This window comes from Bradyrhizobium sp. CIR18 (assembly GCF_014198295.1).
GTDB lineage: Bacteria > Pseudomonadota > Alphaproteobacteria > Rhizobiales > Xanthobacteraceae > Bradyrhizobium.
Window position 1 is genome coordinate 24,376 of sequence record NZ_JACIHF010000026.1, and the last position, 23,082, is coordinate 47,457.

Annotated in this window: 22 protein-coding genes; 8 read left to right on the forward strand and 14 right to left on the reverse strand. The window is 65.5% G+C overall.

Annotated features, from left to right (window positions below; genetic code table 11):
• The first annotated feature begins 4 nt into the window (after positions 1-4).
• The 3 genes from GGD65_RS38460 to GGD65_RS38470 all read left to right on the forward strand — a co-directional run bounded on the left by GGD65_RS38460 (position 5) and on the right by GGD65_RS38470 (position 1,897).
• Positions 5-559 carry an inner membrane-spanning protein YciB gene (locus tag GGD65_RS38460; RefSeq protein ID WP_179737845.1) on the forward strand — a complete coding sequence of 185 codons (555 nt, stop codon included), beginning with the start codon at positions 5-7 and terminating at the stop codon, positions 557-559.
• 106 nt (positions 560-665) lie between these two features.
• Positions 666-962 (forward strand): hypothetical protein, encoded by a 297-nt coding sequence (locus tag GGD65_RS38465; protein ID WP_018321877.1) that lies wholly within the window; start codon positions 666-668, stop codon positions 960-962.
• A gap of 14 nt (positions 963-976) precedes the next feature.
• Entirely contained in the window at positions 977-1,897 is a 921-nt protein-coding gene (locus GGD65_RS38470; protein WP_183238596.1) for an SH3 domain-containing protein, read from the forward strand.
• A gap of 174 nt (positions 1,898-2,071) precedes the next feature.
• Here the strand turns inward: GGD65_RS38470 and GGD65_RS38475 are convergent, their stop codons facing one another.
• A complete protein-coding gene (locus tag GGD65_RS38475) occupies positions 2,072-3,727 on the reverse strand; it encodes a fumarate hydratase (RefSeq protein ID WP_179737842.1) in 1,656 nt (551 codons plus the stop codon).
• A 210-nt stretch (positions 3,728-3,937) separates the two neighbouring features.
• Here GGD65_RS38475 and GGD65_RS38480 point away from each other — a divergent pair, with 210 nt between their 5' ends.
• From GGD65_RS38480 to GGD65_RS38490, 3 genes are all read left to right on the forward strand, one after another.
• Positions 3,938-4,411, forward strand: coding sequence for a hypothetical protein (locus GGD65_RS38480; protein ID WP_092262688.1), 474 nt, complete (start codon positions 3,938-3,940; stop codon positions 4,409-4,411).
• Positions 4,412-4,717: 306 nt separating this feature from the next.
• The gene (locus GGD65_RS38485; RefSeq protein WP_018321873.1) at positions 4,718-4,891 is read left to right on the forward strand and encodes a hypothetical protein; all 174 of its coding nucleotides are present in this window, start codon (positions 4,718-4,720) and stop codon (positions 4,889-4,891) included.
• A gap of 116 nt (positions 4,892-5,007) precedes the next feature.
• On the forward strand, positions 5,008-5,682 hold the full coding sequence (locus tag GGD65_RS38490) for an isoprenylcysteine carboxylmethyltransferase family protein (RefSeq protein ID WP_183238597.1): 675 nt from the start codon (positions 5,008-5,010) through the stop codon (positions 5,680-5,682).
• A gap of 341 nt (positions 5,683-6,023) precedes the next feature.
• Here the strand turns inward: GGD65_RS38490 and GGD65_RS38495 are convergent, their stop codons facing one another.
• The 10 genes from GGD65_RS38495 to flgB form a co-directional block, all read right to left on the reverse strand.
• Entirely contained in the window at positions 6,024-6,731 is a 708-nt protein-coding gene (locus GGD65_RS38495; protein WP_183238598.1) for a glutathione S-transferase, read from the reverse strand.
• A 203-nt stretch (positions 6,732-6,934) separates the two neighbouring features.
• Positions 6,935-7,618, reverse strand: coding sequence for a hypothetical protein (locus tag GGD65_RS38500; protein ID WP_018321870.1), 684 nt, complete (start codon positions 7,616-7,618; stop codon positions 6,935-6,937).
• A gap of 144 nt (positions 7,619-7,762) precedes the next feature.
• On the reverse strand, positions 7,763-8,770 hold the full coding sequence (locus GGD65_RS38505; RefSeq protein WP_183238599.1) for a Tim44 domain-containing protein: 1,008 nt from the start codon (positions 8,768-8,770) through the stop codon (positions 7,763-7,765).
• A gap of 331 nt (positions 8,771-9,101) precedes the next feature.
• A complete protein-coding gene (gene cckA, locus GGD65_RS38510; RefSeq protein WP_183238600.1) occupies positions 9,102-11,681 on the reverse strand; it encodes a cell cycle histidine kinase CckA in 2,580 nt (859 codons plus the stop codon).
• Between the two features lie 155 nt (positions 11,682-11,836).
• Positions 11,837-12,916 carry a flagellar biosynthesis protein FlhB gene (flhB, locus tag GGD65_RS38515; RefSeq protein WP_018321867.1) on the reverse strand — a complete coding sequence of 360 codons (1,080 nt, stop codon included), beginning with the start codon at positions 12,914-12,916 and terminating at the stop codon, positions 11,837-11,839.
• 4 nt (positions 12,917-12,920) lie between these two features.
• The gene (gene fliR / locus GGD65_RS38520) at positions 12,921-13,697 is read right to left on the reverse strand and encodes a flagellar biosynthetic protein FliR (RefSeq protein WP_183238601.1); all 777 of its coding nucleotides are present in this window, start codon (positions 13,695-13,697) and stop codon (positions 12,921-12,923) included.
• Positions 13,698-13,714: 17 nt separating this feature from the next.
• The gene (gene fliQ / locus GGD65_RS38525; RefSeq protein ID WP_018321865.1) at positions 13,715-13,978 is read right to left on the reverse strand and encodes a flagellar biosynthesis protein FliQ; all 264 of its coding nucleotides are present in this window, start codon (positions 13,976-13,978) and stop codon (positions 13,715-13,717) included.
• A 99-nt stretch (positions 13,979-14,077) separates the two neighbouring features.
• Positions 14,078-14,386: a flagellar hook-basal body complex protein FliE gene (gene fliE / locus GGD65_RS38530; RefSeq protein WP_018321864.1), complete on the reverse strand. Its 309-nt coding sequence runs from the start codon at positions 14,384-14,386 to the stop codon at positions 14,078-14,080.
• Between the two features lie 16 nt (positions 14,387-14,402).
• Positions 14,403-14,828, reverse strand: a complete 426-nt coding sequence (gene flgC, locus GGD65_RS38535; RefSeq protein ID WP_018321863.1) for a flagellar basal body rod protein FlgC — start codon at positions 14,826-14,828, stop codon at positions 14,403-14,405.
• A gap of 40 nt (positions 14,829-14,868) precedes the next feature.
• Positions 14,869-15,273 (reverse strand): flagellar basal body rod protein FlgB, encoded by a 405-nt coding sequence (flgB, locus tag GGD65_RS38540; protein WP_018321862.1) that lies wholly within the window; start codon positions 15,271-15,273, stop codon positions 14,869-14,871.
• 352 nt (positions 15,274-15,625) lie between these two features.
• On the opposite strand from flgB, the gene GGD65_RS38545 reads away from it, so the two are divergent.
• Positions 15,626-16,597: a flagellar biosynthetic protein FliO gene (locus GGD65_RS38545; protein WP_092262715.1), complete on the forward strand. Its 972-nt coding sequence runs from the start codon at positions 15,626-15,628 to the stop codon at positions 16,595-16,597.
• A complete protein-coding gene (gene fliP, locus GGD65_RS38550; protein WP_183238602.1) occupies positions 16,594-17,352 on the forward strand; it encodes a flagellar type III secretion system pore protein FliP in 759 nt (252 codons plus the stop codon). The genes GGD65_RS38545 and fliP overlap by 4 nt, the downstream gene beginning before the upstream one ends.
• Positions 17,353-17,390: 38 nt before the next feature.
• Here the strand turns inward: fliP and GGD65_RS38555 are convergent, their stop codons facing one another.
• From GGD65_RS38555 to GGD65_RS38565, 3 genes are all read right to left on the reverse strand, one after another.
• Positions 17,391-21,113 carry a tetratricopeptide repeat protein gene (locus GGD65_RS38555; protein WP_183238603.1) on the reverse strand — a complete coding sequence of 1,241 codons (3,723 nt, stop codon included), beginning with the start codon at positions 21,111-21,113 and terminating at the stop codon, positions 17,391-17,393.
• Between the two features lie 181 nt (positions 21,114-21,294).
• Complete coding sequence (locus tag GGD65_RS38560; RefSeq protein WP_063707634.1) at positions 21,295-22,185, reverse strand: tetratricopeptide repeat protein; 891 nt, start codon at positions 22,183-22,185, stop codon at positions 21,295-21,297.
• A 104-nt stretch (positions 22,186-22,289) separates the two neighbouring features.
• On the reverse strand, positions 22,290-22,916 hold the full coding sequence (locus tag GGD65_RS38565; RefSeq protein ID WP_312009933.1) for a FecR family protein: 627 nt from the start codon (positions 22,914-22,916) through the stop codon (positions 22,290-22,292).
• Positions 22,917-23,082 lie beyond the last annotated feature (166 nt).

Genomic DNA, 23,082 nt, shown 5'->3' on the forward strand with positions numbered 1-23,082 from the left:
GACGATGAAGGACGTATTCGCCCGCCTCGGCTCCGATCTCTTCTCCGCCATCCTCTTCCTCGTCATTTATCTCATCACCGACAACGTCATCCTGGCGACGTCGGTGGCGATCGCCGGCGCGATCGCGCAGGTGATCCACGCCCGCATCAAGGGCCAGCAACTCAACTACATGACGTATGCGAGCCTCGCGCTCGTCGTCGGACTGGGCGGGATCACACTGCTGACCAATGATCCCCGCTTCATGATGGCAAAGCCTTCGATTGCGCATTTCGCCATCGGCGCGATCATGCTCAAGCGCGGCTGGATGCTGCGCTACATGCCGCCGATCGTCGTCGAGACCGTTCCGGAATATGTGACGGCTGCGGGCTATGCCTGGGCGCTGCTGATGTTCGTCATCGGCGTCGGCATGATCGTGGTCGCTTCCACGGGCGATCTGAAGCTGTGGGCCTTCTATCTCACGGTGGTGGCCGGCGGTGCCAAGATCCTCGCCTTTGCCGTGCAGTATGTCGTTCTGAGGCTCATCGTCACCAGCCGCCGGCGCGCTGCAGCCCGCGCTTAAATGCCCTATCGCAGGGTTAGGCAGGAGCTGCGAGTTGGGTTATAGGCTCGCTTAAGGACTGGCCGCGGATCGTCGCGGTCCGCCGGGATTTGTTCGGGAGACGGGAATGGCCGTAGACGGCAACTGGAATCTGACCATGACGACGCCGATGGGCGAGCGCCAGACCACGCTGAGCCTGAAGGCCGCCGGTGGCACGCTCACCGGCACGCAGCAGGCGGAAGGTAATACCACCGAAATTTTCGACGGCACCGTCTCCGGCGACAACGTCTCCTGGAAGGTCTCGATCGACAAACCGATGCCGCTCACGCTCGAATTCACCGGGACCGTCTCCGGCGACAGCATCAACGGCGAGATGGGCATCGGCCCGATGGGCAGCTTCCCGTTCACCGGCGCCCGCGCCTAAGGCCGCGCAACATCATGCGCGTGCTTCGTCTCATCGCGGCGACGATGCTGTGCGTCGCGACACAAGCGGCGCGCGCGGATGACACCGAACCGGCGTGGCGCGCAAGCGCGCTCGCCCTGCTCCCGGCAGGCTATGTCGCCGGCGCCGCTTATCGAACCGATGGCTCGATGGGATATCTCGCGGTCTATCCGGCGACGTCGAACGATCCGAAAACACCGGCAAGTGTGTTCGCTGCGCGCCAGGCCCTCGTGGTCACGCTGACGCCGGATGCAACACGCGCCGTGTCAGCCGAGTTGAAGCCGCGCGCGGAGCCCGATCCCGACAATGACGAGACCGATTTCGCAAAGCTGCACGCCGATCTCGCCGCCGGACGTGCAAAGCTGCCCGAGGGCACCGAGCCCTGCAGTCTCGGCGCCTGGTCCGTCGACAAGGACCCTGCTGGCCTCAACGTGCGCGCCGAGCCGTCAGCGACGGCGCGCGTGCTCGGCACGCTGCCGCCGCCCTACCGCTTGAAGTTAGGCGGCGCCGAGAACACGCCCGACGGCGGCTGGCTCACCGAATTCCGCATCATCGGCTCCAAGAACGGCTGGTTTCTGATCGAAGGCGCCAAGCCGCCGGGCAAGGATTACGAGGACGAGAAGAGATATCCGCGGAACGCGCCCAAACCCTATGCCGGGCGCGGCTGGGTCGCCTCCAACAAGGTCGGCGCGAGCTACGCCAACGGCTACACGCGCGCGGGCGGGCTGTTCCAGGCTCCCTTTGTCGATGCGAAATGGATGCCGGCCCAGCGCGAGCTCGGCGGCCCGATCGATGGTGACGGCGGCCCGAAGCGCCTGTTCGCCTGCAGCGGCTTCTGGGGTCTGGTCGAGAGCCACGACGGCGTCCGCGGCTGGTGGCGCGCGCTGTGCTCCAATCAGGTAACGAACTGCAGTTAGTGAAATAGAGCGACCAAGCACCGCTCTCGTGTCCCGGACGCGGTGCAGCGCATAGCGCTGCTCCGCAGAGCCGGGACCCATCTTTCGCCGATGGACGCCGGACATCACCCATAGCGCGTCGAACACGCGCGTTAACGCGCTTATGGTGCTGCGCAGCGTCCGGGGAACGCGGCCTCAGCCCAAATTCAACTCCTTGAAGAAGTCGTTGCCCTTGTCGTCGATGATGATGAACGCCGGGAAGTCGACGACTTCGATGCGCCAGATCGCTTCCATGCCGAGCTCGGGATATTCGAGCACCTCGACCTTCTTGATGCAGTGCTCGGCAAGGTTCGCCGCGGCGCCGCCGATCGAGCCGAGATAGAACCCGCCGTACTTCTTGCAGGCCTCACGCACGGCCGGCGCGCGGTTGCCCTTGGCCACCATCACCATCGAGCCGCCGGCGGCCTGGAACTGGTCGACGAAGGAATCCATGCGGCCCGCGGTGGTCGGACCGAACGCGCCGGAGGCGTAGCCCTCGGGCGTCTTGGCCGGGCCCGCGTAGTAGACCGGATGGTTCTTGAAGTAATCCGGCAGCGGCTCGCCCTTCTCCAGCCGCTCGCGCAGCTTGGCGTGGGCGCTATCGCGCGCCACGATCATGGTGCCGGTCATCGAGACCCGGGTCTTGATCGGATACTTCGAGAACGTCGCCAGAATGTCCTTCATCGGCTGGTTGAGGTCGATCTTGACGACCTCGCCGCCGAGCGCCTGCTCGACCTGCGGCAAATATTGCGCCGGGTTGTGCTCGAGCTCCTCGAGATAGACGCCGTCCCTGGTGATCTTGCCGAGCACCTGTCGATCGGCCGAGCAGGACACGCCGAGCCCGATCGGGAGCGATGCGCCGTGACGCGGCATGCGGATCACACGGACGTCGTGGCAGAAGTACTTGCCGCCGAACTGCGCGCCGACGCCGAGGCTCTGCGTCATCTTGTGGATTTCCTTCTCCATCTCGACGTCGCGGAAGGCGTTGCCGTCGGGCGAGCCGTGGGTCGGCAGCGCATCGAGATAGCGCGCGGAGGCGAGCTTCACCGTCTTCATGCAGAGCTCGGCCGAGGTGCCGCCGATCACGATCGCAAGATGATAGGGCGGGCACGCCGCGGTGCCGAGGGTGAGGATCTTCTCCTTCAGGAAAGCCAGCAGCCGGTCCTTGGTCAGCACCGAGGGCGTCGCCTGGAACAGGAAGCTCTTGTTGGCGCTGCCGCCGCCCTTCGCCATGAACATGAACTTGTAGGCGTCATCGCCCTCGGCGTAGATCTCGCACTGCGCCGGCATGTTGTTGGCGGTGTTCTTCTCCTCGTACATCGAGAGTGGCGCGACCTGCGAGTAGCGCAGATTGCGGCGCAGATATGCGTCGCGCGCGCCTTCCGACAGCGCCGCCTCGTCGTCGCCGTCAGTGATGACGTTGCAACCCTTCTTGCCCATGATGATCGCGGTGCCGGTGTCCTGGCACATCGGCAGCACGCCGCCCGCGGCGATGTTGGCGTTCTTCAAAAAGTCCAGCGCGACGAACTTGTCGTTCGGGCTGGCCTCGCCGTCCTCCAGGATCGCGCGGAGCTGCTTCAGATGGCCGGGGCGCAGGTAATGATTGATGTCGCCGAAAGCCGCCTCCGACAGCGCCCGCAGCGCCTCGCGCGACACCACCAGCATGTCCTTGCCCAGGACCTTCTCGACCCTGACGCCCTCGGCCGTGATCTTCTTATAGGGCGTCTCGTCCTTGCCCAGCGGGAACAGCGGGGTGTGCTTGTAGGGCGGAACGGGCTTTGACGGGTCGGGAAAGGCGGTCGGAGCGTTCATGGGCGAATCTCGGGGTTTGGGGCCACGCGCGGGCCCTCGCGTAGAAGCGTTCTAAGCCCATTTTGGACGGAAAAGGAAGGGACCGATACGCATGAGAGCGCGCGGCCAGGGCTCGGGAAGGCATTGGCGCAGCACGTGGAAATGCCCGTTCCCACCCTTGCACTTCGCGCCCGACGACGCTTGAATGCGCGCCCTAAGGGGCTTTTCATCATGACATTGAACTTGAACGTCCGCGGCGCGATCCTGGTCGCCGCCGCCATCACCGGCCTTGTGACCCTCATTTCGCCCGCACGCGCCGACCGCTGCGACGACAGTGCCAAGGAGCTGGCGAACCAGGTCGATCGCCTCAAGGTGAATTTCCGGGCAGCCAACGTTGTTTACCTGACGCACCCGGCGGCCAAGGAGCTGTCCGTGGGTTGCCGCGGCGACAAATATTCGATCGAGCTCTATGCCAAGGGCGATCGCAAGCCGACGCCGGAATTCTATGCGCTGGTGGGATCGATGGCGGCGATCGTCTTCACCGTGACCAAGGACGACACCACGACGGGGGCGACACGCTGCCTGAAGCGGATGGGTCTGCTGCGCGGCGACAAGATCAGCATGCGCTATCGGCGACTCAACATGGAATGCACCCGCACCAAGAAGGACGCGTCCATCGCGATCACGCGCGGCAAGGACGAATAGAAGGGCTTCGCTCTTTCCGCGAAGTGGTGACGCAACGCGTCGCAACGCTGCCGCTACAAGCTCCGTCGTTGCGAGCGCAGCGAGGCAATCCAGACTGTCTCCGCGGAAGGGCTCTGGATTGCTTCGTCGCAAGGGCTCCTCGCAATGACGGGGAGAGGTTCGTCGCCTCATTTGGCAGCGCGCGGATGAGACGCAAACACGGCCCTCCCGCCACACCAATCCCTCGCATTTTAACGATTGCCTTGAAGGAATTTTCGCTCCTCGCAGCGCAGGGTCAGTTGCTTCCATGTGTGTGAGGATTTGCGGATGAAGGTTTCCACCGTTGCGCCGCCGCCGATCGCGATCGTGGTTCCGAGCTACGACACGACCAAGCAGCAGGACGATCAGACCAAGACCAAGGACGCCGACCCCACCTACAAGCCGCAGCCGCCCGCGCCGCTGCCGCCGGGTCAGGGCACGCGCATCGATCAGCTCGCCTGATCAGGTTTGCCTAGGCTGAAGCGCCCGATCCGGTCGATCGGGCCTTTCGTACGTCTGGCCCTATCTTTGCCGGATAGCAAAGCCAACATCGTGCGAGATTGCCGGGGGAGCCGCGCATGATCGCCAGACTGCTGCTGCAGAACACGATCACCACCGCCGCGATGGGCGCGCTGCTGTTCGCCTCCGCAGGGACGCTGCGCTGGGCCTCGGCCTGGGTATTCCTCGCGACCTGCACCCTGCTCGGCCCGCTCTGCGGCTGGTGGCTCTACCGGATCGATCCGGCGCTGCTCGCCGAGCGGCTGCGACCGGTGCTGCAGAAGGATCAGCCCGCCGCCGACAAATTGTTCATGAGCGTCTTCGTCGTCGCGATGCTGGCCTGGCTGGTGCTGATCGGCGTCGACCGGCGCCTTCAATCGTCCGACATGCCGGTCGCGCTTCAGGCCTTCGGCCTCGCGCTGTTCCTGGCCTCGACATTGTTCACGATGTGGGTGTTCCGCGAAAACTCGTTCGCTGCTCCCGTGGTGAAGCTGCAAGCCGAGCGCGCGCAGCGCGTGATCTCGACCGGCCCCTACGCCCATGTGCGTCATCCCATGTATAGCGGCATGGTCCTGTTCTTCGCCGGCGTGCCGTTGCTGCTGGGATCGTGGTGGGGACTGGTGATGGTCCCGATTCTGGTCCTCCTGTTCGCGATCCGCATCGGCATAGAGGAACGCACCTTGCGCGAGGGCCTGCCGGGCTATGCCGATTATGCGGCGCGGGTGCGCTATCGCCTGATGCCGGGCGTTTGGTGAGCGCGCATCGCGCTGCCTCCTCCGAACGGCTGACGCCTGGGAATGCAGACTTCGCTAGACAGCGGCGGCACGCAACGCAACGAAAGACGCGACGATGTTCTGCAAGCCGCCCTGCCCCGACGAGCATGACCTCTCGCCTCTGCCCGATGATTCAGACGACCGCTCTGGGCCGCAGCGTCTACAGACGCCCACCGGCCACGACGCGTTCGGGCGATTGATCGCGCCCGAAGCGGCCGGTCCGGAACGGGGGCTGCCGCCAGCCTCCCTCCGGACCGGCTAAAGTTTCTTTTTTTGACGCGTTTTCTTGACACGAACCGGTGTCCACTTCGCTCGAAAACGCTTTAGCCATCCAGTTCGCGATAGCGGCGGAAGATGCCCTGCTCGTTGAAGGGAATGCGGCGCTCGCTTGCCAGATAGGCCTTGATGTTCGGCCGCGCCGCGATGCGGTCGTGCAGGGCAACGAGGCCCGAAATGTCTGTCTCGAACGTCTTCATGCGCTTGGGAAAGGCATAGCGCAGCCCCGCGACGATCTGGAATAGCGAGAGATCGACATAGGTCAGCCGCCGGCCGGTGACATAGGCGCCGCCATTCTCGGTGAGAAGCTGCTCGAAATAGCCGAGATATTTCGGCACCCGCTCCTCCCAGAAATCGGCCGTGCGTTTCTTCGCCGGCGGCTTCTGGTCGTCGTAATAGAGCGAGGGTCCGAGCGGATGATGGGTGTCGTGGATCTCGACCACGAGGTCGGTGATGGTGAGCTGAAGCTGGTGCACCCAGAGCCTGCCGGCTTCCGTCTTCGGCGCGAGCGCATGGCGGGCGCCGAGATAGAGCAGGATATTGGCGGTCTGGCCGATGACGAGCTTGCCGGCTTTCAGGAACGGCGGCGCAAAGGGTGGCGTGTCCTTGTGTGCGTCCATCATCTTCATCATCGCAGCCGTGCCGCGCGGCCCGCGCGCGACATCGACGTAGGCGGCCCCCGCCTCCTCCAGCGCCAGCCGCACATATTCGCCGCGGCCCTGGATCTCGGGCCAGTAGTAGAGCTCGTATTTCATGAGAGAGGTCCGTGAGCGTGAACACGTACGGACCAATGTAGCATGTGGCTCGGAGTTCCGGCAGGGTGAGACGGAACGGCGCCACCAAACACTCCGTCATTGCGAGGAGCGAAGCGACGAAGCAATCCAGACCGCCTTCGCGGAAAGATTCTGGATTGCTTCGCTGCGCTCGCAATGACGGGTGGAGAGAGTTGCGTCCAAACTCAATTCGCAGCGAAGCAATACAGCAGGCCGTCGCCGCCGGTGCTCTTCAGATCGGCCTGCGAGCAGCCACCATCGGGACCGCGCGAGGGGTGCGAGCTGTTCCAGGACTTTGACGGTTCGTCGTCGCGCAGGCCGCGGCGATCGAAATGGCCGACCATCGCGGTGCCTTGCGTGCTCGACGTCCAGTTCTTGCAGGTGCGATCGTCCGGACCGGCAAACGCGGTGCCGTCTGGTTGCGATCCCGTGAGGACGTCGTGCCGGTTCGGCTGGTCACCCATACCGTTGATCCCCTCGCCCTTCTCGCTGAGCGCGGTCTGCTTGGTGAGGTTGTTGGCGGGGCCGTGCAGTTCGGCAACATCCTTGGCAATGACCGCGCCCTTGGCGTTCTGCCACGGTCCCTTGCCGATGCGATCGCGCGCGTTGACGGCCGGCTTGCCGTCGGCGGCCTGCGTCGAGAGATAGGCGCGCCAGGTCTTCGCACCGGCGCCGGCGGTCTGAGCGAGCCTCGCGCACTGTGCATCGGCTCCCTCCAGGCCGCCGAGATCGGCACCCTTGCCCGGGCCATTGGAGGTCACGAAGAACGTCATGTCGGCCGACTGTGCCTGCACGGCTGGCGCCGCAAGGCATGCAAGCGAGGCCGCAGCGAGCGCTGAAATCGTCACGGATCTCTTGATACGGATCATCTTGTCCTCCCGTTGTGTTTGTCGTTGGCCGCCTGATTTTAACCCGATGCGCCCCCACTTATTCCGATGCCGCGATGAAAGGGGTACAAAAGAAAAGGGCGCCGTGCGGGAAGCACGACGCCCTTGTCTTCAATCGCTTTGCAATCAGTTGGTCTGCTGGATCGCCGACAATTCCCAGCCGCTGCCGGGCCGTCGGGCAAAGGTCCAGACTTCGGTGACTTCGCCCGGCTGCTCGCTGCCGGCGACGACCGTGCCGCTGTTACGGTCGAGCGTCTTGTCGGTGAGCGCGAAGCGCAGCGCCACCGTGGCGTAGTCGGTCTCGCCTTCGCGCCAGGCTTCCGCGAGGTCGCCCTGCAGCAGCTTGACGCCAGTCACCTTGTTGACGACGTTGCGCGCGCGGTTCTGGGCGAGGTCCTGCTCGAAATAGGAGACCATCTCCGGCGTCGCGAGCGTGTGCAACTTGGCCACGTCCTCGTTCGACCATGCGGTCTGGACATCGCCGAGCAGGCGCTCGAACGCCTCGTAATCGTCCGGCTTGATCTCGAGCGGCGCGTTATTGGCGTTCGCGCCGAAGCCGAAGCCGCCAAGACCACCGCCAAGCCCGCCGCGCTGGTTCGGCTGCGGTCCGGAACCTGCGCCCGCGTCGGCATTGGCATAGGCCGCCTGCGGCGTGTGACGGCGCTGCCACCAGGACATCGCCAGCCGCACCACCAGCACCACGAGGGCGATCTGGATGATCAGGCCCAGGATCGAGGACAGGCCGCCGAGGCCGCCGAACAGGCCGCCGCCGAACAGCATGCCGAGCAGGCCGGCGCCGAGGAAGCCGGCCGCGAGGCCGCCCATAAAGCCGCCGGCGCGGCCGAACAGGCCGCCGCGCGCGGGCGCGGAAGCAGCCGAGTTCATGCCTGCACCCGGCTGGGTGTAGGTGCGGTTGAACTGCGAGGCCGAGCCGGGCGCCGTCGTGGTCGGGGGCGGGGCCGAATAGGTGCGCGAGCCGCGCGAACCGGACGAGCCGCCGCCACCGACACGCGCGTCGGCAGACGAGATCGCCAGCGCAGTCGGCAGCGCAAGCGCCAGCACGACAGCGATCGTCTTGAAGAGACTGCGGGAGCGTAGCGAGAAATTCATGTGCGTTTCCCAAATCCCCGGCATGGGGACGTGCGCCTAAGATGGGCAGACTTCCCGAAAAGTGAAGCCGGTTTCGGAACCTATGGCTGCGGCCCTCAGTCGCGGGGATGTGGCAAAAGCCCATATTTGGCGGGGGCTTGGCCGGGTGCGCCGGGGAACCGTGGTCGCGGGATACCGGCGGTTTTGGGCCGAGATTTCCGCGCTTTCCCCGTCATTGCGAGCGTAGCGAAGCAATCCAGACTGCCTCAGCGCAAAGAGTCTGGATTGCTTCGTCGCACCAGCGCAAAATTGCTACGCAATTTTGTCGCGGGCACCTCGCAATGACGGAGGGGCGAACGGCGTGCGCCGCCGACCCTCACCCCTGCTTCGCCATCGTCTCCTTGACCGCCGCCACGAGCTGGCTGAGCGTGAACGGCTTCGGCAGGAAGTCGAACTGCTGGCCTTCGGGCAGGCTCTTCTCGAACGCATCCTCGGCATAGCCGGAGACGAAGATGAACTTGATGTCGGGGTTCTTCTCCCGCATCGCCTTGAGCAAGGTCGGGCCGTCCATTTCGGGCATAACGACGTCGGAGACGACGAGATCGATCGCGCCGCTCTGCTCCTCCAGCACTTCCATGGCCTCGACGCCGTTCTCGGCCTCGACCACGGTGTAGCCGCGCGAGCGCAATCCGCGTGCGTTCAGCGCGCGCAGGCCCTCTTCGTCCTCGACCAGCAGGATGGTGCCCTGCCCCGTGAGATCGGTGCGCGGCTTGGCCTCGGCCGCCGCGGCGTCCTTGCCGGCGCCGCTGGTCGCGCTGACCACAGCCGCCGGCTGCTCGACCTGCGCTTCAGGCTCGGCATGGTGACGCGGCAGAAAGATATGGAACGAGGTGCCCTGGCCCGGCTCCGAATCGACGTAGATGAAGCCGCCGGTCTGCTTGACGATGCCGTAGACCGTGGAAAGGCCGAGACCGGTGCCTTTGCCGACTTCCTTGCTCGAGAAGAACGGCTCGAAAATCTTGTCGCGGATGTCGGCGGGAATGCCGGTGCCGGTGTCGGCGACCTCGATCCGGACATAATCGGCGGCCGGCATCCCCTTGTAGGCGAGCTTGGCCGCTTGTTCCGCGGTGACGTTGGCGGTGCGGATGATCAGCTTGCCGCCGTCGGGCATGGCATCGCGCGCGTTCACCGCGAGATTGACGATTACCTGCTCGAATTGGGAGACGTCGACCTTGACCGGCCAGAGATCGCGGCCGTGGATGGTCTCATGCTTGACCTTCTCGCCGATCAGGCGGCGCAGCAGCATCGCGAGATCGGACAGCGCATCGCCGAGATCGAGCACCTGCGGCCGCAGCGTCTGCCGCCGCGAGAACGCCAGCAACTGCCGCACCAGGGTCGCGGCCCGCGTGGCGTTCTGCTTGATCTGCATGATGTCCTGGAACGACGGGTCGGTCGGCTTGTGCGCGTTCAGCAGGAAATCGTTCGCCATCATGATGGCGGAGAGCACGTTGTTGAAGTCGTGGGCGATGCCGCCGGCGAGTTGGCCGACCGTCTCCATCTTCTGCGACTGGTTGATCTGGTTCTCCAGCGCGCGCCGCTCGGTGGTCTCGAGCATGTGCACGATGGCGGCTTCCGCCTCGTTCTCGGCCGCATCGACCGGCGTGACGAAGAACTGGCCCCAGCGCTCCTTGGTCCCTTCCAGCGCCACCTCGACCGGGGCGATGTCGGCCTGGCCGTCGGCGGCCTGGTTGATGGCCGCGATCAGGAGGTGCCGGTCGCGCGAATTGACCGCGCGGAAGATCGACTTGGAGGCGCTGTCGAGCCCGAGCGCTTGGCCGAGCTTGGCGTAGCGCGCATTGGCCCGCACCACGTTGCCGCCGCGGTCAACGGTCGCGATCGCCATCGGCGTGTGGTCGAAGAAGCGCATGAAGCGCACTTCGGCAGCGCGATCAGGATCGCTGCGCTCGTCGCGGGCGCGGCTGATGACGAGCGTGCGCGACGGCCCCGGCGCGCCGTCGGCGCCGAAGGCGAGCTTGTGATAGAGCCGCACCGGCATGGTCTTGCCGGTGCGCATCCGCAGGTCGATGTCGAAGACCTCGGTCTTCACCTCGCCCGGCACCGCCACGATCGCGGTGAGCAGCGAGGCGCCATCGCCGGAGACGATGTCGGTCAGCTTCAGGCCGCCCGAGCCGATCTCGGCGAGGTCGTAGTCGAGCCAGTTCGCCAGCGTCGCGTTGACGTAAGCGAGCTCGCCGGCCGGATTGACCGAGAAGAAGCCGCACGGCGCGTGATCGAGATATTCGATGGCGTGCTGGAGCTCCTGGAACACGTCCTCCTGGCGCTCGCGGTCGCGGGTGATGTCGGCAATCGACCACACCGCGTATTTCGCCTCGCGCTTGCCGGTGCCGAGCGGGCGTACCCGCATGCGCAGCCAGCGGCCCTGGCTGCCGTCCTGGCCGGAGATGCGGACCTCTTCCTGCTGCCGTTTGCCTTCGCGCGCGGCCTTGAGCAGGCGGAACACGGCTTCGGAGACGTCGGGGTTGCCGATGAAGACACGCTCGACCGGGCGCACGTCTTGCGGACCGGTCGCGCCGGTTAGCGTCAGATAGGCGGCGTTGGAATAGACCACGTGGCCGCGCGCATCGGTCACGGCGAGGCCGTCGAACCCGTGATCGGCGATGCGGCCCACGACCGGGTCATCAAGACTGCGGTCGGCGAAACGGATGATCCCGGCGGCGAAGGCGAACAGGTTGAACAGGCCGACCATCGCCAGCACGGCGAGGATGCCGAGGATATAGGGCTGCGCCTGCGCGCGCCCGAGCGTCATCAGCCCGACGGCGACGGCGACGAGGCCGGCAGCCACCAGCAGCACCAGCGCAATGCTGCCCGAGCGCGGCGACGGCTCGTGCGTCGCAACGGGCTCGCGGGTGAGGTCGTGGTCGGTCTCGGCGGTCATTCTCGAGCTGGCGCAGCCTGTCGGCAGAGAATCAACGCGCTACGGGGCGCGTGGGGTCCTCCCTGCCTGAATCGGACCCGCAGGCGCAAGGGCAGCAGGGGTGAAAGGTACGCTGATTCCCAGATTACGGCCATTTCCGGTACTTTTCGGGTGTTTTATCCTCGCCCGGCGCTAAATCCGCGCTTCAGCCGCATGACGTAGCCGATGACTTCGGCGACCGCATGGTAGTGCTCGGTCGGGATTTCCTGGTCGATCTCGACGGTGGCGTAGAGCGCGCGTGCCAGCGGCACGTTCTCCACGATCGGGATGTCGTGCTCGCGCGCGATCTCCCGGATCTTGAAGGCGAGATTGTCGACGCCCTTGGCGACGCAGATCGGAGCCGTCATGCCGCGCTCGTAGGACAGCGCCACCGAATAGTGGGTCGGGTTGGTGATGATCACCGCAGCCTTGGGAACCGCCGCCATCATGCGCTTCTTGGCGCGCTGCTGCCGCAACTGCCTGATCTTACCCTTGATGTGCGGATCGCCTTCGGACTGCTTGAACTCTTCCTTGATCTCCTGGAGCGACATCTTCTGCCGCTGGAACCAGCTTCTGTACTGGAAAAAATAGTCGGCGATGGCGACGATCGCGAGCGCGGCGACCACCGCACCGAGCAGATGGATCGTCATGCTGGTGCTGGCGCCGAGCATGGCGGCCGGATCGAGCCTGACCATCGCCTCCATGCGATGCCGCTCCGGCCACAGGATCATGGTCATGACCACGCCGAGCAGCACCAGCTTGCCGATGCCCTTGAGAAAATTGGCCGCCGCCTGCTTGCCGAAGATGCGCTGGAAGCCGGCGCCGGGCGAGATCTTGCTGAACTTCGGCGTCAGGGATTCGGTCGACCAGACCAAGCGGTGCTGCAGCATGTTGCCGGCAATCGCCGCCAGCATCAGCAAGAAGAGAGGCACGCCGATCGCCGCGAGCAGGGCGAACTCGATCTGCTGCATCAGCGCGAGCAGGGCCTTGCCGTCGGTCTTGATCATCCAGGAATTGGCGAGCAGGTTGCGCATCGGCGTCAGCAGCCCGCTGCCCACCGAGCCCGAAAAGGTCGAGACCACGAGCGTGCCGCCCGCCATCATGAACCAGGTGTTGATCTCCTGGCTCTTGGCGACGTCGCCGCGTTCGAGCGCGTCGTCCAGACGCTTTTGCGTCGGGTCTTCTGTTTGACTCTCCGGGTCCTTGTCTTCTGCCATCGATCTACCGTGACCTCAGCGGCATCAACTGGTGCATGACACCGATGAAGTAATCCAGATACGTCCCCATCATCGCCGTGAGCACCACGGCGAGCACCAGGAAGCCCGCGAAGATCGAGAGCGGCACACCGACGAAATAGACCTGCATCTGCGGCATCAGCCGCGCCAGCACGCCAAGGCCGATGTTGAAGACCAGGCCGAACACCAGAAACGGCCCCGAGAGCTGCAGGCCCAGGCGGAACGCGGCGGCGAAGGCGCGCGTCGCGAGCGAGGCCACATCGCCGCTTGATATGGTCTCACCCGGCGAGAAGATCGTGTAGCTGTCGTTCAGCGCCGCGATCACCAGATGATGGCTGTCGGTGGCGAACAGCAGCGTTACCCCGAGGATGGTCAGGAAGTTGCCGACCAGCACGCCCTGCTGGCCCTGCGTCGGGTCGACCGAGGTGACGAAACCGAGCCCCATCTGCTGCGCGATCACCGATCCCGCAACCTGGAGCGCCGAGAGCGTCACGCGCGCGGTCGCGCCCAGCACGATTCCGATCGCGATCTCATGCAGCATCAGGACCAGGAGCGGCGCGAGCGAGCCCATGTCGACATGGTAGGCGTTCCGATGCAGCGGCAGGATGATCAGCGTCAGCAGCAGTGCGATCGACAGCTTGATCCGCGTCGGAATATTGGTCTCGCCCAGCCCCGGCAACAGCATCACCATCGCACCGACCCGGGCGAAGGCGAGCATGAAGGAAGCGGCGAGCGCCGGCAGCAGCGAGACGTCGATGCGCATAATCGACGCATCTTGCCTCAGCCGCCGATGATTCGCGACGAGATCCGCAGCATGTGGGCGTGGAGCGCGTCGGCCATGAACGGCAGCGCCAGCAGCATCGTGGCAAAGATGGCGAGGATCTTCGGCACGTAGATCAGCGTCTGCTCCTGGATCTGCGTCAGCGCCTGGAACAGCGACACGATGACGCCGACCACCAGACCGACCACCATCAGGGGAGAGGACACGATCACGATCGTCCAGATCGCATCGCGCGCAACGTCGAGGGTTTCGGGTCCGGTCATTGCTTGTTACTCGCTATTGGTTGTCTGACGTGCCGGGAAATGCGAATGGCGAATCGGAGACGTCCCCATTCGCCATTCGCTACTCACCATTCGCCAAAATCAGATCGGCATCTTCATGATGTCTTCATAGGCCGCGATCACGCGGTCGCGGACCGAGACCAGGGTGGACACCGCGACGTCGGTGTCCGCCACCGCCGTCACCACGTCCATCACGTTGGCCTTGCCGGAGGCCATCGCCACGGTCTGCGCATCCGACTTGCGGCCGGACTCCATGACGCTGCCGACGGCGTCCTTCAGCATCGAGGCAAAGGATTGCCCGCCGGCCTCGGTGGCTTTGCCGGCACCGCTGTTCTCCAGCACCCGGGCGAGGTTGGCATAAGCGTTGGCCGCGATTGTCGGTGATGCCATGGCTCAATTGTCCTGTTCAGCTCTTGAGGATGTCGAGCGTGCGCTGGATCATCCGGCGCGTCGCACTGATGATGTTGAGATTGGCCTCGTAGGACCGCTGCGCGTCGCGCATGTCGGTCATCTCGACCACCGAGTTCACGTTGGGATATTTGACGTTGCCGCTGGCGTCCGCGACCGGATTGTTCGGCTCGTATTTGACGCGGAAGTTCGACTGGTCGGGCTTGATCCTGCCGAGGGTGACGACTTGCGCGTCGAGCGTGCGGTCGAGCGCGGAGGAGAAGGTCGGAACCTTGCGCCGGTAGGGATCGCCGCCGGCGGTCTGCGAGGTCGAATCCGCGTTCGCGATGTTTTCCGAGATCACCCGCATGCGGCCGGCTTGCGCCCGCAGACCGGAGGTCGCGATCGCCATCGAGCGGGCAAAGTCGCTGCTGTCATTGGCCATGATGCGCCTCCTCTAGCTGTTCTGTTCCCGGATCATGCGGCTAGCCCTTGCCGATCGCGGTCTTGAGCAGATGCAGGCTCTTCGAATAGAGCGAGGTCGCCGCCGCGTAGTCCATCTGGTTGCTGGCCGCCTTCATCATCTCCTCTTCGAGATTGACGGCGTTGCCCGCGGGGCGGGTCTCGAACCCCGCGTTCCTGTTCTGGTCGAATCCGGAAGCAGCCCCTGACGGCGTCATGTGAGAACCGCTGGTGCGGGCGAGCGCGAGGGGGCCCATCGAGCCGGTGACCGCCCCGGACTTGTCGAGCTTCGGCTCGACCAGGTCGCGCGGCCGGAATTTGGGCGTGTCGGAATTGGAGACGTTCTCGGACAGGACGCGCTGGCGCTCCTGGTGCCACTGCATCTTGGTGCGAAGCGCCGACAGTACCGGGAGGTCGTTGATGGACATCGTCGCGGCTCCTTCCGCCTCTTGCGAACCTTGAGGTCCGCAACTAGGCAGAATTTGCCGCGTGTATGGTTAACAGCTGGTTAAGGACGCCCTCGCGGCGTGTCCCCGGGCGGGACACTATCTCGCGCCCCGTGATTCTACGCGTCCAAAAATGGCATTAACCCAACCATTTGGCGGCGCATGCACGGACCAAGAAGTCGTTTTGGATCGGACGATTCATAGGTTATTAAGAGTTGGGGACGGCAAAACTTGCCGTGGGACGTTAAGAGATCGCAGTTTGGGGCATCGTTAAGCCGGTGGTTGGCGCGTCTGACCATGGGCACGAGAACAGCGCCATTTGTCGGGGACAAGTATGCAAGGCAGCCCTATCACCTTCATCGTCGCGTTCATCGTCGTTCTGGCGTTGATCGGCGTCGCTGCCTGGCTGGTTCGCCGATTCGCCGGCAGCCGGGTCGGCGCCAACACCCAGCGCGGCAGGATGCCCAGGCTCGCGGTGATCGACGCTGCCGCGGTCGACGGTCGGCGCCGCCTGGTGCTGGTCCGGCGTGACAATGTCGAGCATCTCCTGATGATCGGTGGGCCCACCGATATCGTCGTCGAACCCAATATCGTTCGCGCCGCGCCCGGCCGCGACCAGCTTCCGCAGCGTCCGAACGCCGCGGAACCGCCGCGGCTTGCGCCCATGCCGGATACCAGCAGCTGGGCCGACGAAGCACCGCGGCCCGAACTGCTCGACCATCCCGAGCCGCAAATGCCCGAGCCGCCGCCGCGGCCCGCGCGCCCGTCCTTCGCCGACGAGGTGCGCCGGCCCGCTCCCGCGCTGGCCGAACGCCGCAGCGATCCCCTCGCCGGCTTCACGGCCGAGCCGATCGCGCCGCGCCCCGAGCGCGAACCGCGGCCCGAGCCGCTGCCGCCGCGCGTTCCGCGCAGCGAACCGCCACTGATGCCGCGGCCGCCGCGCCAGAGTGAGCCGCCGAAGATGCCGCCGGTGCGCGCCGAGCGCGCACCTGCCCCGCCGCCGCCTCCGCCGGTGCCGCAGGCTCCGCCTGTTCCGCCGCCGGCTCCCGCCGCGTCCCCCTCCAGCGCCGAGCAAAATCTCGCCGAGATGGCGCAGCGGCTGGAGGCAGCCTTGCGTCGCCCGGCCGGCGAGACGGTCGCGCCTCCGGTTGCGCCCGAACCTCCTGCGCCGCCGCCCCGCGCCGCACGCAGCGAGCCGCCGGCACCACCGGCCCCGCCCGCAAAGCCGGCCACGGAAAAGACCAGCTTTGAAAATCTCGAAGACGAGATGGCCTCCCTGCTTGGCCGTCCGAAGCCGTCTTCGTGAGGCTGCCGTCCCTCCCGCGTAGAGTATTTTTTCTTTCTGTCCTGATCGGCGCGGCATCGGCAGCGATGCCGGCGCATGCGCAGGACATCAGCATCAATCTCGGCGGCGGCGCTGGCGGCGGCGGCGTCACCGAGCGCGCGATCCAGCTGATCGCGCTGCTCACCGTGCTGTCGATCGCGCCGTCGATCCTGATCATGATGACGTCGTTCACGCGCATCGTGGTCGTGCTGTCGCTGCTGCGCACGGCGTTGGGCACGGCGACCGCTCCGCCGAACTCGGTGATCATCGCGCTGGCGATGTTCCTCACCTTCTTCGTGATGGGGCCGGTCCTGCAAAAATCCTACGACGACGGCATCCGCCCGCTCGTCGCCAACCAGATCGGCGTCGAGGACGCACTGCAGCGCGCCTCCGTTCCCTTGCGCGGCTTCATGCAGAAGAACGTGCGCGAAAAGGACCTCAAGCTGTTCCTGGATCTCTCGAGCGAGGCACCGCCGGCCACCCCCGATGACCTCGCACTGCGCATCCTGGTCCCCGCCTTCATGATCTCCGAGCTGAAGCGCGCCTTCGAGATCGGCTTCCTGCTGTTCCTGCCCTTCCTGATCATCGACCTCGTCGTCGCCTCGGTGCTGATGTCGATGGGCATGATGATGCTGCCCCCGGCAACGATCTCACTGCCGTTCAAGCTGATCTTCTTCGTGCTGGTCGACGGCTGGTCGCTGGTGGCCGGAAGCCTGGTGCAGAGTTACGGAGGGTGAGGCGGAGTCGCGGGCCGCGCTTCGCGCGGGCAGCAGTCCTACCGCGTCATCTTGATCTGTCGCACGACGGGGATCGTCGGCAGCGAGCCGGTGTGGTCGGCTTGTTCCTTGGCCTGCGGCGAAACGGGCGCGCGGGCGGTGGCGTCGGGGAAGCGCTGCTTCATCTCGCGCAGGAAGCCGTCGAGCGTGTCGACGCTGGCAGCCAACTTGGCGATCTCGGCGAATTCGGCGCTGGAGGCCGCGGCCGGCTTGCTGGCGATGTCGAAGGCGAGACGGTCGGCGCTCTCGCTCATCAGCGGCGCGTATTTCTCGCGGAAGCGCGACAGGCCGATCGAATCGTCGGCGAGCGCATAACCGACGGCGGCGCGGATGATGTCGCTCTTCTCCACCGCGTTGAGCGGCTTGAAGTCGCGGAAGCGCTCGCCGTAATAGAGCTCGATCTGCTCGGCGGACTCGCGCCAGCGCCGCCCCGCCCAGAAGATGTCGGAACGCAGGCGCAGCACCTCGCGCCCGGAGACGTTGGAGACGATGTCGAGCGCGAGATCGTGGCGGCCGACGTCGCTCTGCGCGCGCGCTTCCAGCAGCAGGCGCTGCTGCCTGAGCTCGCCGGAGAGATCGCTGATGCGGCTCGCGCGTAGCGCGGTGATCGCCATGTCGGGCTTGCGGTTGGCGAGATAGATCATGGACAGGCGCGCGGCGACCTGGGCGCGCGCAGCGCCTTCGAGGCGGTGATCGACCTGATATTGCAGCAGCTCGGCGGCCTGGTCGAGCAAGTCAATCGAGGCGAGACGGTCGGCGAGACGGCGGATCAGCTCGTCGCCGCGCCGGCCGATCGGCGTCAGCTCGCGAAATTCGTAGAACATCCCGAGCGCCTCGACCGGCGGCAGCTCGTCGCCCTTCGGTCCCAGGAAGATCTTGGTGAACAGGTCCGAGGCGAGATCCTGCGCCTGGCGCGAGGCTTCGGCGTTCGGCTGCAGCCTGGTCGCGGTGCGCGCCGCGGTGAGCGCGTCGCGGTAGCGCCCGTTCTCGGCAAACATCTGCGACAGCATCTGGAGCGTCTTGACCTCGATCGCGTCGCCGCGCCAGGTCATGGACAGGGTCTCGAGCTCGCGCAGCGCGTCTTCCTTGCTGATCTCGTCGCGCTTCTGCCGCAGCGCGACCTCGAGCTGCTTGGCCTCGGCCGCAGCCGGCCGATCGGCCGAGGCGGCCGCGAACTTGTAGTCGTCGAGCGCGTCCTTGTCGTGGCCGAGCGCCTCGGCGAGCCGGCCGCGCAGCACGGCGAAGCCGGGTGCGGCCTCGGGCGAGACGCCGACCACCTCGAGCTCGCTGCGGCGCTTGGAGGCGCCGGCATAGTCCTTGACCTCGAGCGAGGCGCGCATCGCGTCCATCGTCACGATGCGCTGGATGTCGAGCGGCAGCGAGGCGATGGCGAATTCGACGTTCTTGAATTTTTCACGCGCATCGGCCCATTTGCCCTGGCGTGCATAGGCGAGCGCCTTCCAGAGCTGGGAATCGTGGCTGTTGCCGATCACGGGATTGGCGAGGTCCTTCAGGCCCTGCGCCGGCCGGCCGATCAGGATGCTGGCGATCGCATGCATGATCAGCGCGCCGCTCTCCTCCTTGTTGAGCGGATCGCTCAGCATCAATTCGGTCACGGCCTTGGCTTCGTGATACATCGCGCGCGACATGTAGAACTGCGCGAGATTGAGCCGCGGCAGCGAGCGCAGTGCCGGTTCGACGTTGGAGATCGCCGTGATCAGGTCGCTCTGACGCGTCATGAAGTTGTCCGACTGACCCTTGCGCCAGCCTTCGGGGCTGAAGATCGGGCGCACTGCGGTCGGCGCCCGCTCGGCGGAGATGTCGACCGGCGACAGCGTCAGCCCGCCCTTCTTGCCGAGGATCACCTTGTCGGCGCCGACCTCGATGCCGACCTCGTCGGAGTTCGGCCGGATCGCGATGCCGTGCGCGGATTCCAGCAGCGAGAGATCGACGAGGTCCTGCCGCTTGATGAAGCCGCGCACCGGCCGCTGCGCGGTGACGACGTAGAGCGCGTCGCCGGCGTCGGGGTCGGTGAATCTGTGCAGCAGGCCCGGATTGGCGAAGGGGATTGCGATGTTGGCGAGCGCGGGGTCGGTGATGTTGCGCGACATCATCAGCGGAAGCGGCGTCGACTGGATCTTGTCGGCGAGCGTCAGGAGCCAGTTGGTCTCCTTGCCGACCTCCTCTCTCGCCAGCGAGTAGACCAGCGGACGGGTGAGACGGATGCGCACCGCCTGCCCCTTGTCGAGCGGGATGCGGCCGACCTCGCCGATCATCGCCCCGCCCCTGGCGCGGATCGCCTCGACGTCGATCGGCTTCGGCGTATCGAACACCAGCCACACCGTGTCGCCGCGGCGGAACGCCGCCGCCGGTGTTGCGACCTGAATCGGGAACGTCACGCGCAAGCCGTCGCTGTCGCGGCGCGCATCGACGCTGGCGACAGTGGGCTGCGGCGCGGCCGGCGCCTCGGCGGGCGCAGCCTTGGCGGCTTCCTTCACGGCCTCTTTCGGCGCTTCGGGAGGCACCGGCTTGGCCGGCGCGGCCGCAGCCTCGGAAACCGGCGGGGCGGGCTTCGCAGCTTCCTTCGCCATTTCCTTGGGCGCTTCCGGAGCGTGCACAGCCTCAGTGGCCGCAGCCGGCGCCGGTTTCGGCGCTTCAGCGGGCGGCATCGCGGCGGGCGCTTCCGGCCTCACCTCGGGCTTGACGTCGATTTTGGCGTCGCGCGCGATCGTCTCGGAGGTCGGCGGCGCGATCTCGCGATGGGCCTCCTTCGGCTTCTCGGCCGCGGGCTTGTCGGGCGCGGGCGACGGTCCGTGACCGGCAGGCTTCATCTGCGCGATCGCCGCCTCGGGCGTCGCGGCGGTCTTGCCCTTGTCGGGCTGGAAAGAGACGTCGACGACGTAGTTCTTTTCGTCGCGGAACGAATGCACGTCGGAATCGCCGATCAGCGCGATCTCGACATTGGTCTGATCGATGTCGGCCTTCTGCTTGATCGAGGCGACGTTCGGCGGCGCCGCGACGACCGCGTCCGCCAGATCGAAATTGAGGTTGGCGTTGAAGGCGAGCGTGAGCTTCTGCTCGTTGAGCACAGAGGAGACGCCGACGCCGTCGGGCATCTCGAACACGAAGCGCACGAAGGTCGGCTGCACCGAGGCCCGCACGCGGATCTGCGGACGCTTCTTGGTCTCGGCCGCGGCGCGCTGGGCGCGCAGCGCGCGCTCGGCGACGCGGGCGCGCTCGGCGAGTTCCTTGACCACGTCCATCGGCAGGCTCGGCGGCGGTCCCTTCCAGCCCTCCGGCAACAGGTCGACGAAGGTGCGCTCGCCGGCATTCATGGTGTTGACGGTGACGCGCCGCGCCAGCGACAGGCGGATGGCGCCGCCATCAGGATCGCGGCGCGCGGAGTTGACGTAATCGGGCGCGCCTTCGGGAACGCGGTCGACGGGAACGTCAACCGCGCGGTCGAAGCGGATGATGAGGATGGAGCCTGCGGTCGTCACCTCGGAGGGGACGTCCTCGCCGAGCTTGATGACGAGACGGGCAAAGCCGCCGCCGGCCGAAAAGCTCGCCTCGCCCCTGATCGGATCGGCCGCCCGGGCAGGCGCACCGAGACCGATCAGCAGGCAGGCCGCCAGCGCGCCCGCCGTTCGGACATGACGCGACAGCCCCGGCGCCAAGGCGCGGGCTCGCGACACAAATCCAGCGGCAGCCTTTCGCGCCATTGGCGGCATTTCTTCCGGTTCGGCGGTCCATGCCGGCATCAAGGCCGGCCCATGCCGTCGACTGTAGGTCCCGCCAATTAAGGACTTGTTAATGCTATATCTTGATTTGCTTTGGAGGCAGCACGCCGTGCCGCATCGAGCGTGGGCGGATCCGCCGGGTCTGAATTTGAGACGCCGATGGTTAAGGTTTCGTTAACACCTGCAAGACGGTGCTGTCGCGGTCGGCCGGCACCCCATAGCGGACAAAGGCTTCGTCGATTCCAGCGTCGATTTTTCTGGCCGCCGAGATATCGCTTTGGCCACCAACTGCGTCGCCGAGCTTGAATCTGGCAATCCCTCGGCCGTAGAGCGCGCTCGCAAGCTTGGGCGCCAACCGCAGCGCTGAGTTGTAGTCGTCCACCGCCGCGGAGAATTGCCCCATTTTCAGATTAATGAGAGCGCGCGAGTCGTATGTTGCCGCGCTGTTTGCTCCCGATCGAAGCGCAATATCGCAATCTTCCAGCGCAGCCTGCAGAGCGCCAAGGACGGCTCGGGTCCAACAGCGTCCGCTCCGCGCCGCCTCCAGCTTCGGATCAAGGCGAATTGCCTCGTCATAGTCCCGCGCTGCGCGGTCGTACGCGTTCCCCTGCAGGAAGGCCGTCGCACGGTTGGCAAAAGCCGCGCCATAGTTCGGGTTGAGCTTGAGCGCCTCCTCAAAGGCGCCGATCGCCAGATCGCGCGCCCCCGTTCTCAGATAGGCCACGCCGAGGTTGTTGAACGCTTTCGCATAAGTCGGGTCAAGCCTGGTCGCTTCGACGAAATCCTTGATCGCGCGTTCGTAGTCGGCTTTGGCGCTATAGGCATTTCCCCTGTTGTTGTAGGCGATAACGAAGCCGTTCACGGCTCCCTCGCCCGCATCGATAAACGCCGTGCAGCCATCGATCCGAGCTTCGGGTGATACGCGGTCTGAGCCGTTGCACAGTTCAACATTCTTGAGGGAGCTGCCCTTCTTCTGTGCCCAGCCCGACGAACTGGACAGCCCAAGGACAAGAATGAGCATCACGGCCTTGATGAAACTGGCTCTTGCGGTCATTTCCACACCAAGTGTCCGACACCGACGGCGAACGAAGCGCCAATCCTGATCTCAGTGCCGGCCGGCACTGCGGCGTCACGGCGGCTTCGGGCCAAGCAAGTTTCTCAGCACCCCCGACAGATGTTGAGCCTCCGATTGAGGCTTCGATCGGGCTCCGGCGCCGCGGATGTCGACGGCTTCTTCAAGAGCTTGCTCTTGCCCTCTTCGATCAGGGTCGAAATTTTGACTGACCCATCGTCCGAAATCTCGACATGCGGCGTCGTGCCTCGAATCCCCAGCGTGGCGACGGGAGTATCGACCTTCATGTCGCCGGTCTTTGCGACCCCGCCCGCAACAAAAGTGAACGTTCCCTTGGCGAGATTGAACAGAGTCGCATTGGACTTGCCGGCCGGCTCATACACATAATGATCCAGCACCATACGGGCGTTGCTCGATAGATTGAACGAGCTGCCGTCGGTAAAGTTGATGCCGACGCGGCCGTCGGCGCCGGTGTACACCACGTCACCAAGATATACCGGATCACCCGTGTTGGTGCGGCCAGGGTCACTCGACACATTCGCCTGAACAATCACTGCGCCCGCATGTTCGATCGTGACCGAGCCTGAGACCACCACCACCTTCCCAATCGGTTTCGGCGATGAGGCCGCGACGGCGGGCTTGGCGGAATCGCTCTGCGCTTGAGCCGCGCTCGGCGAGAAATTGGCAAGCGCCAAAACAAGACCAATCGCCAAAGCAGCTATCGTAGGTCTGCACATGATCCCCCCTTTCTGAGAAGATCTTGTCGCTATCGGTGGCCCATTTCTTGAACCGCGTAGCGCAGCCACAGCAAATATAATTGTTGTTTAATTCTATTAACCAGCCTAATTTATCTCCGGCGCTACGCAAGCGCCACAAATT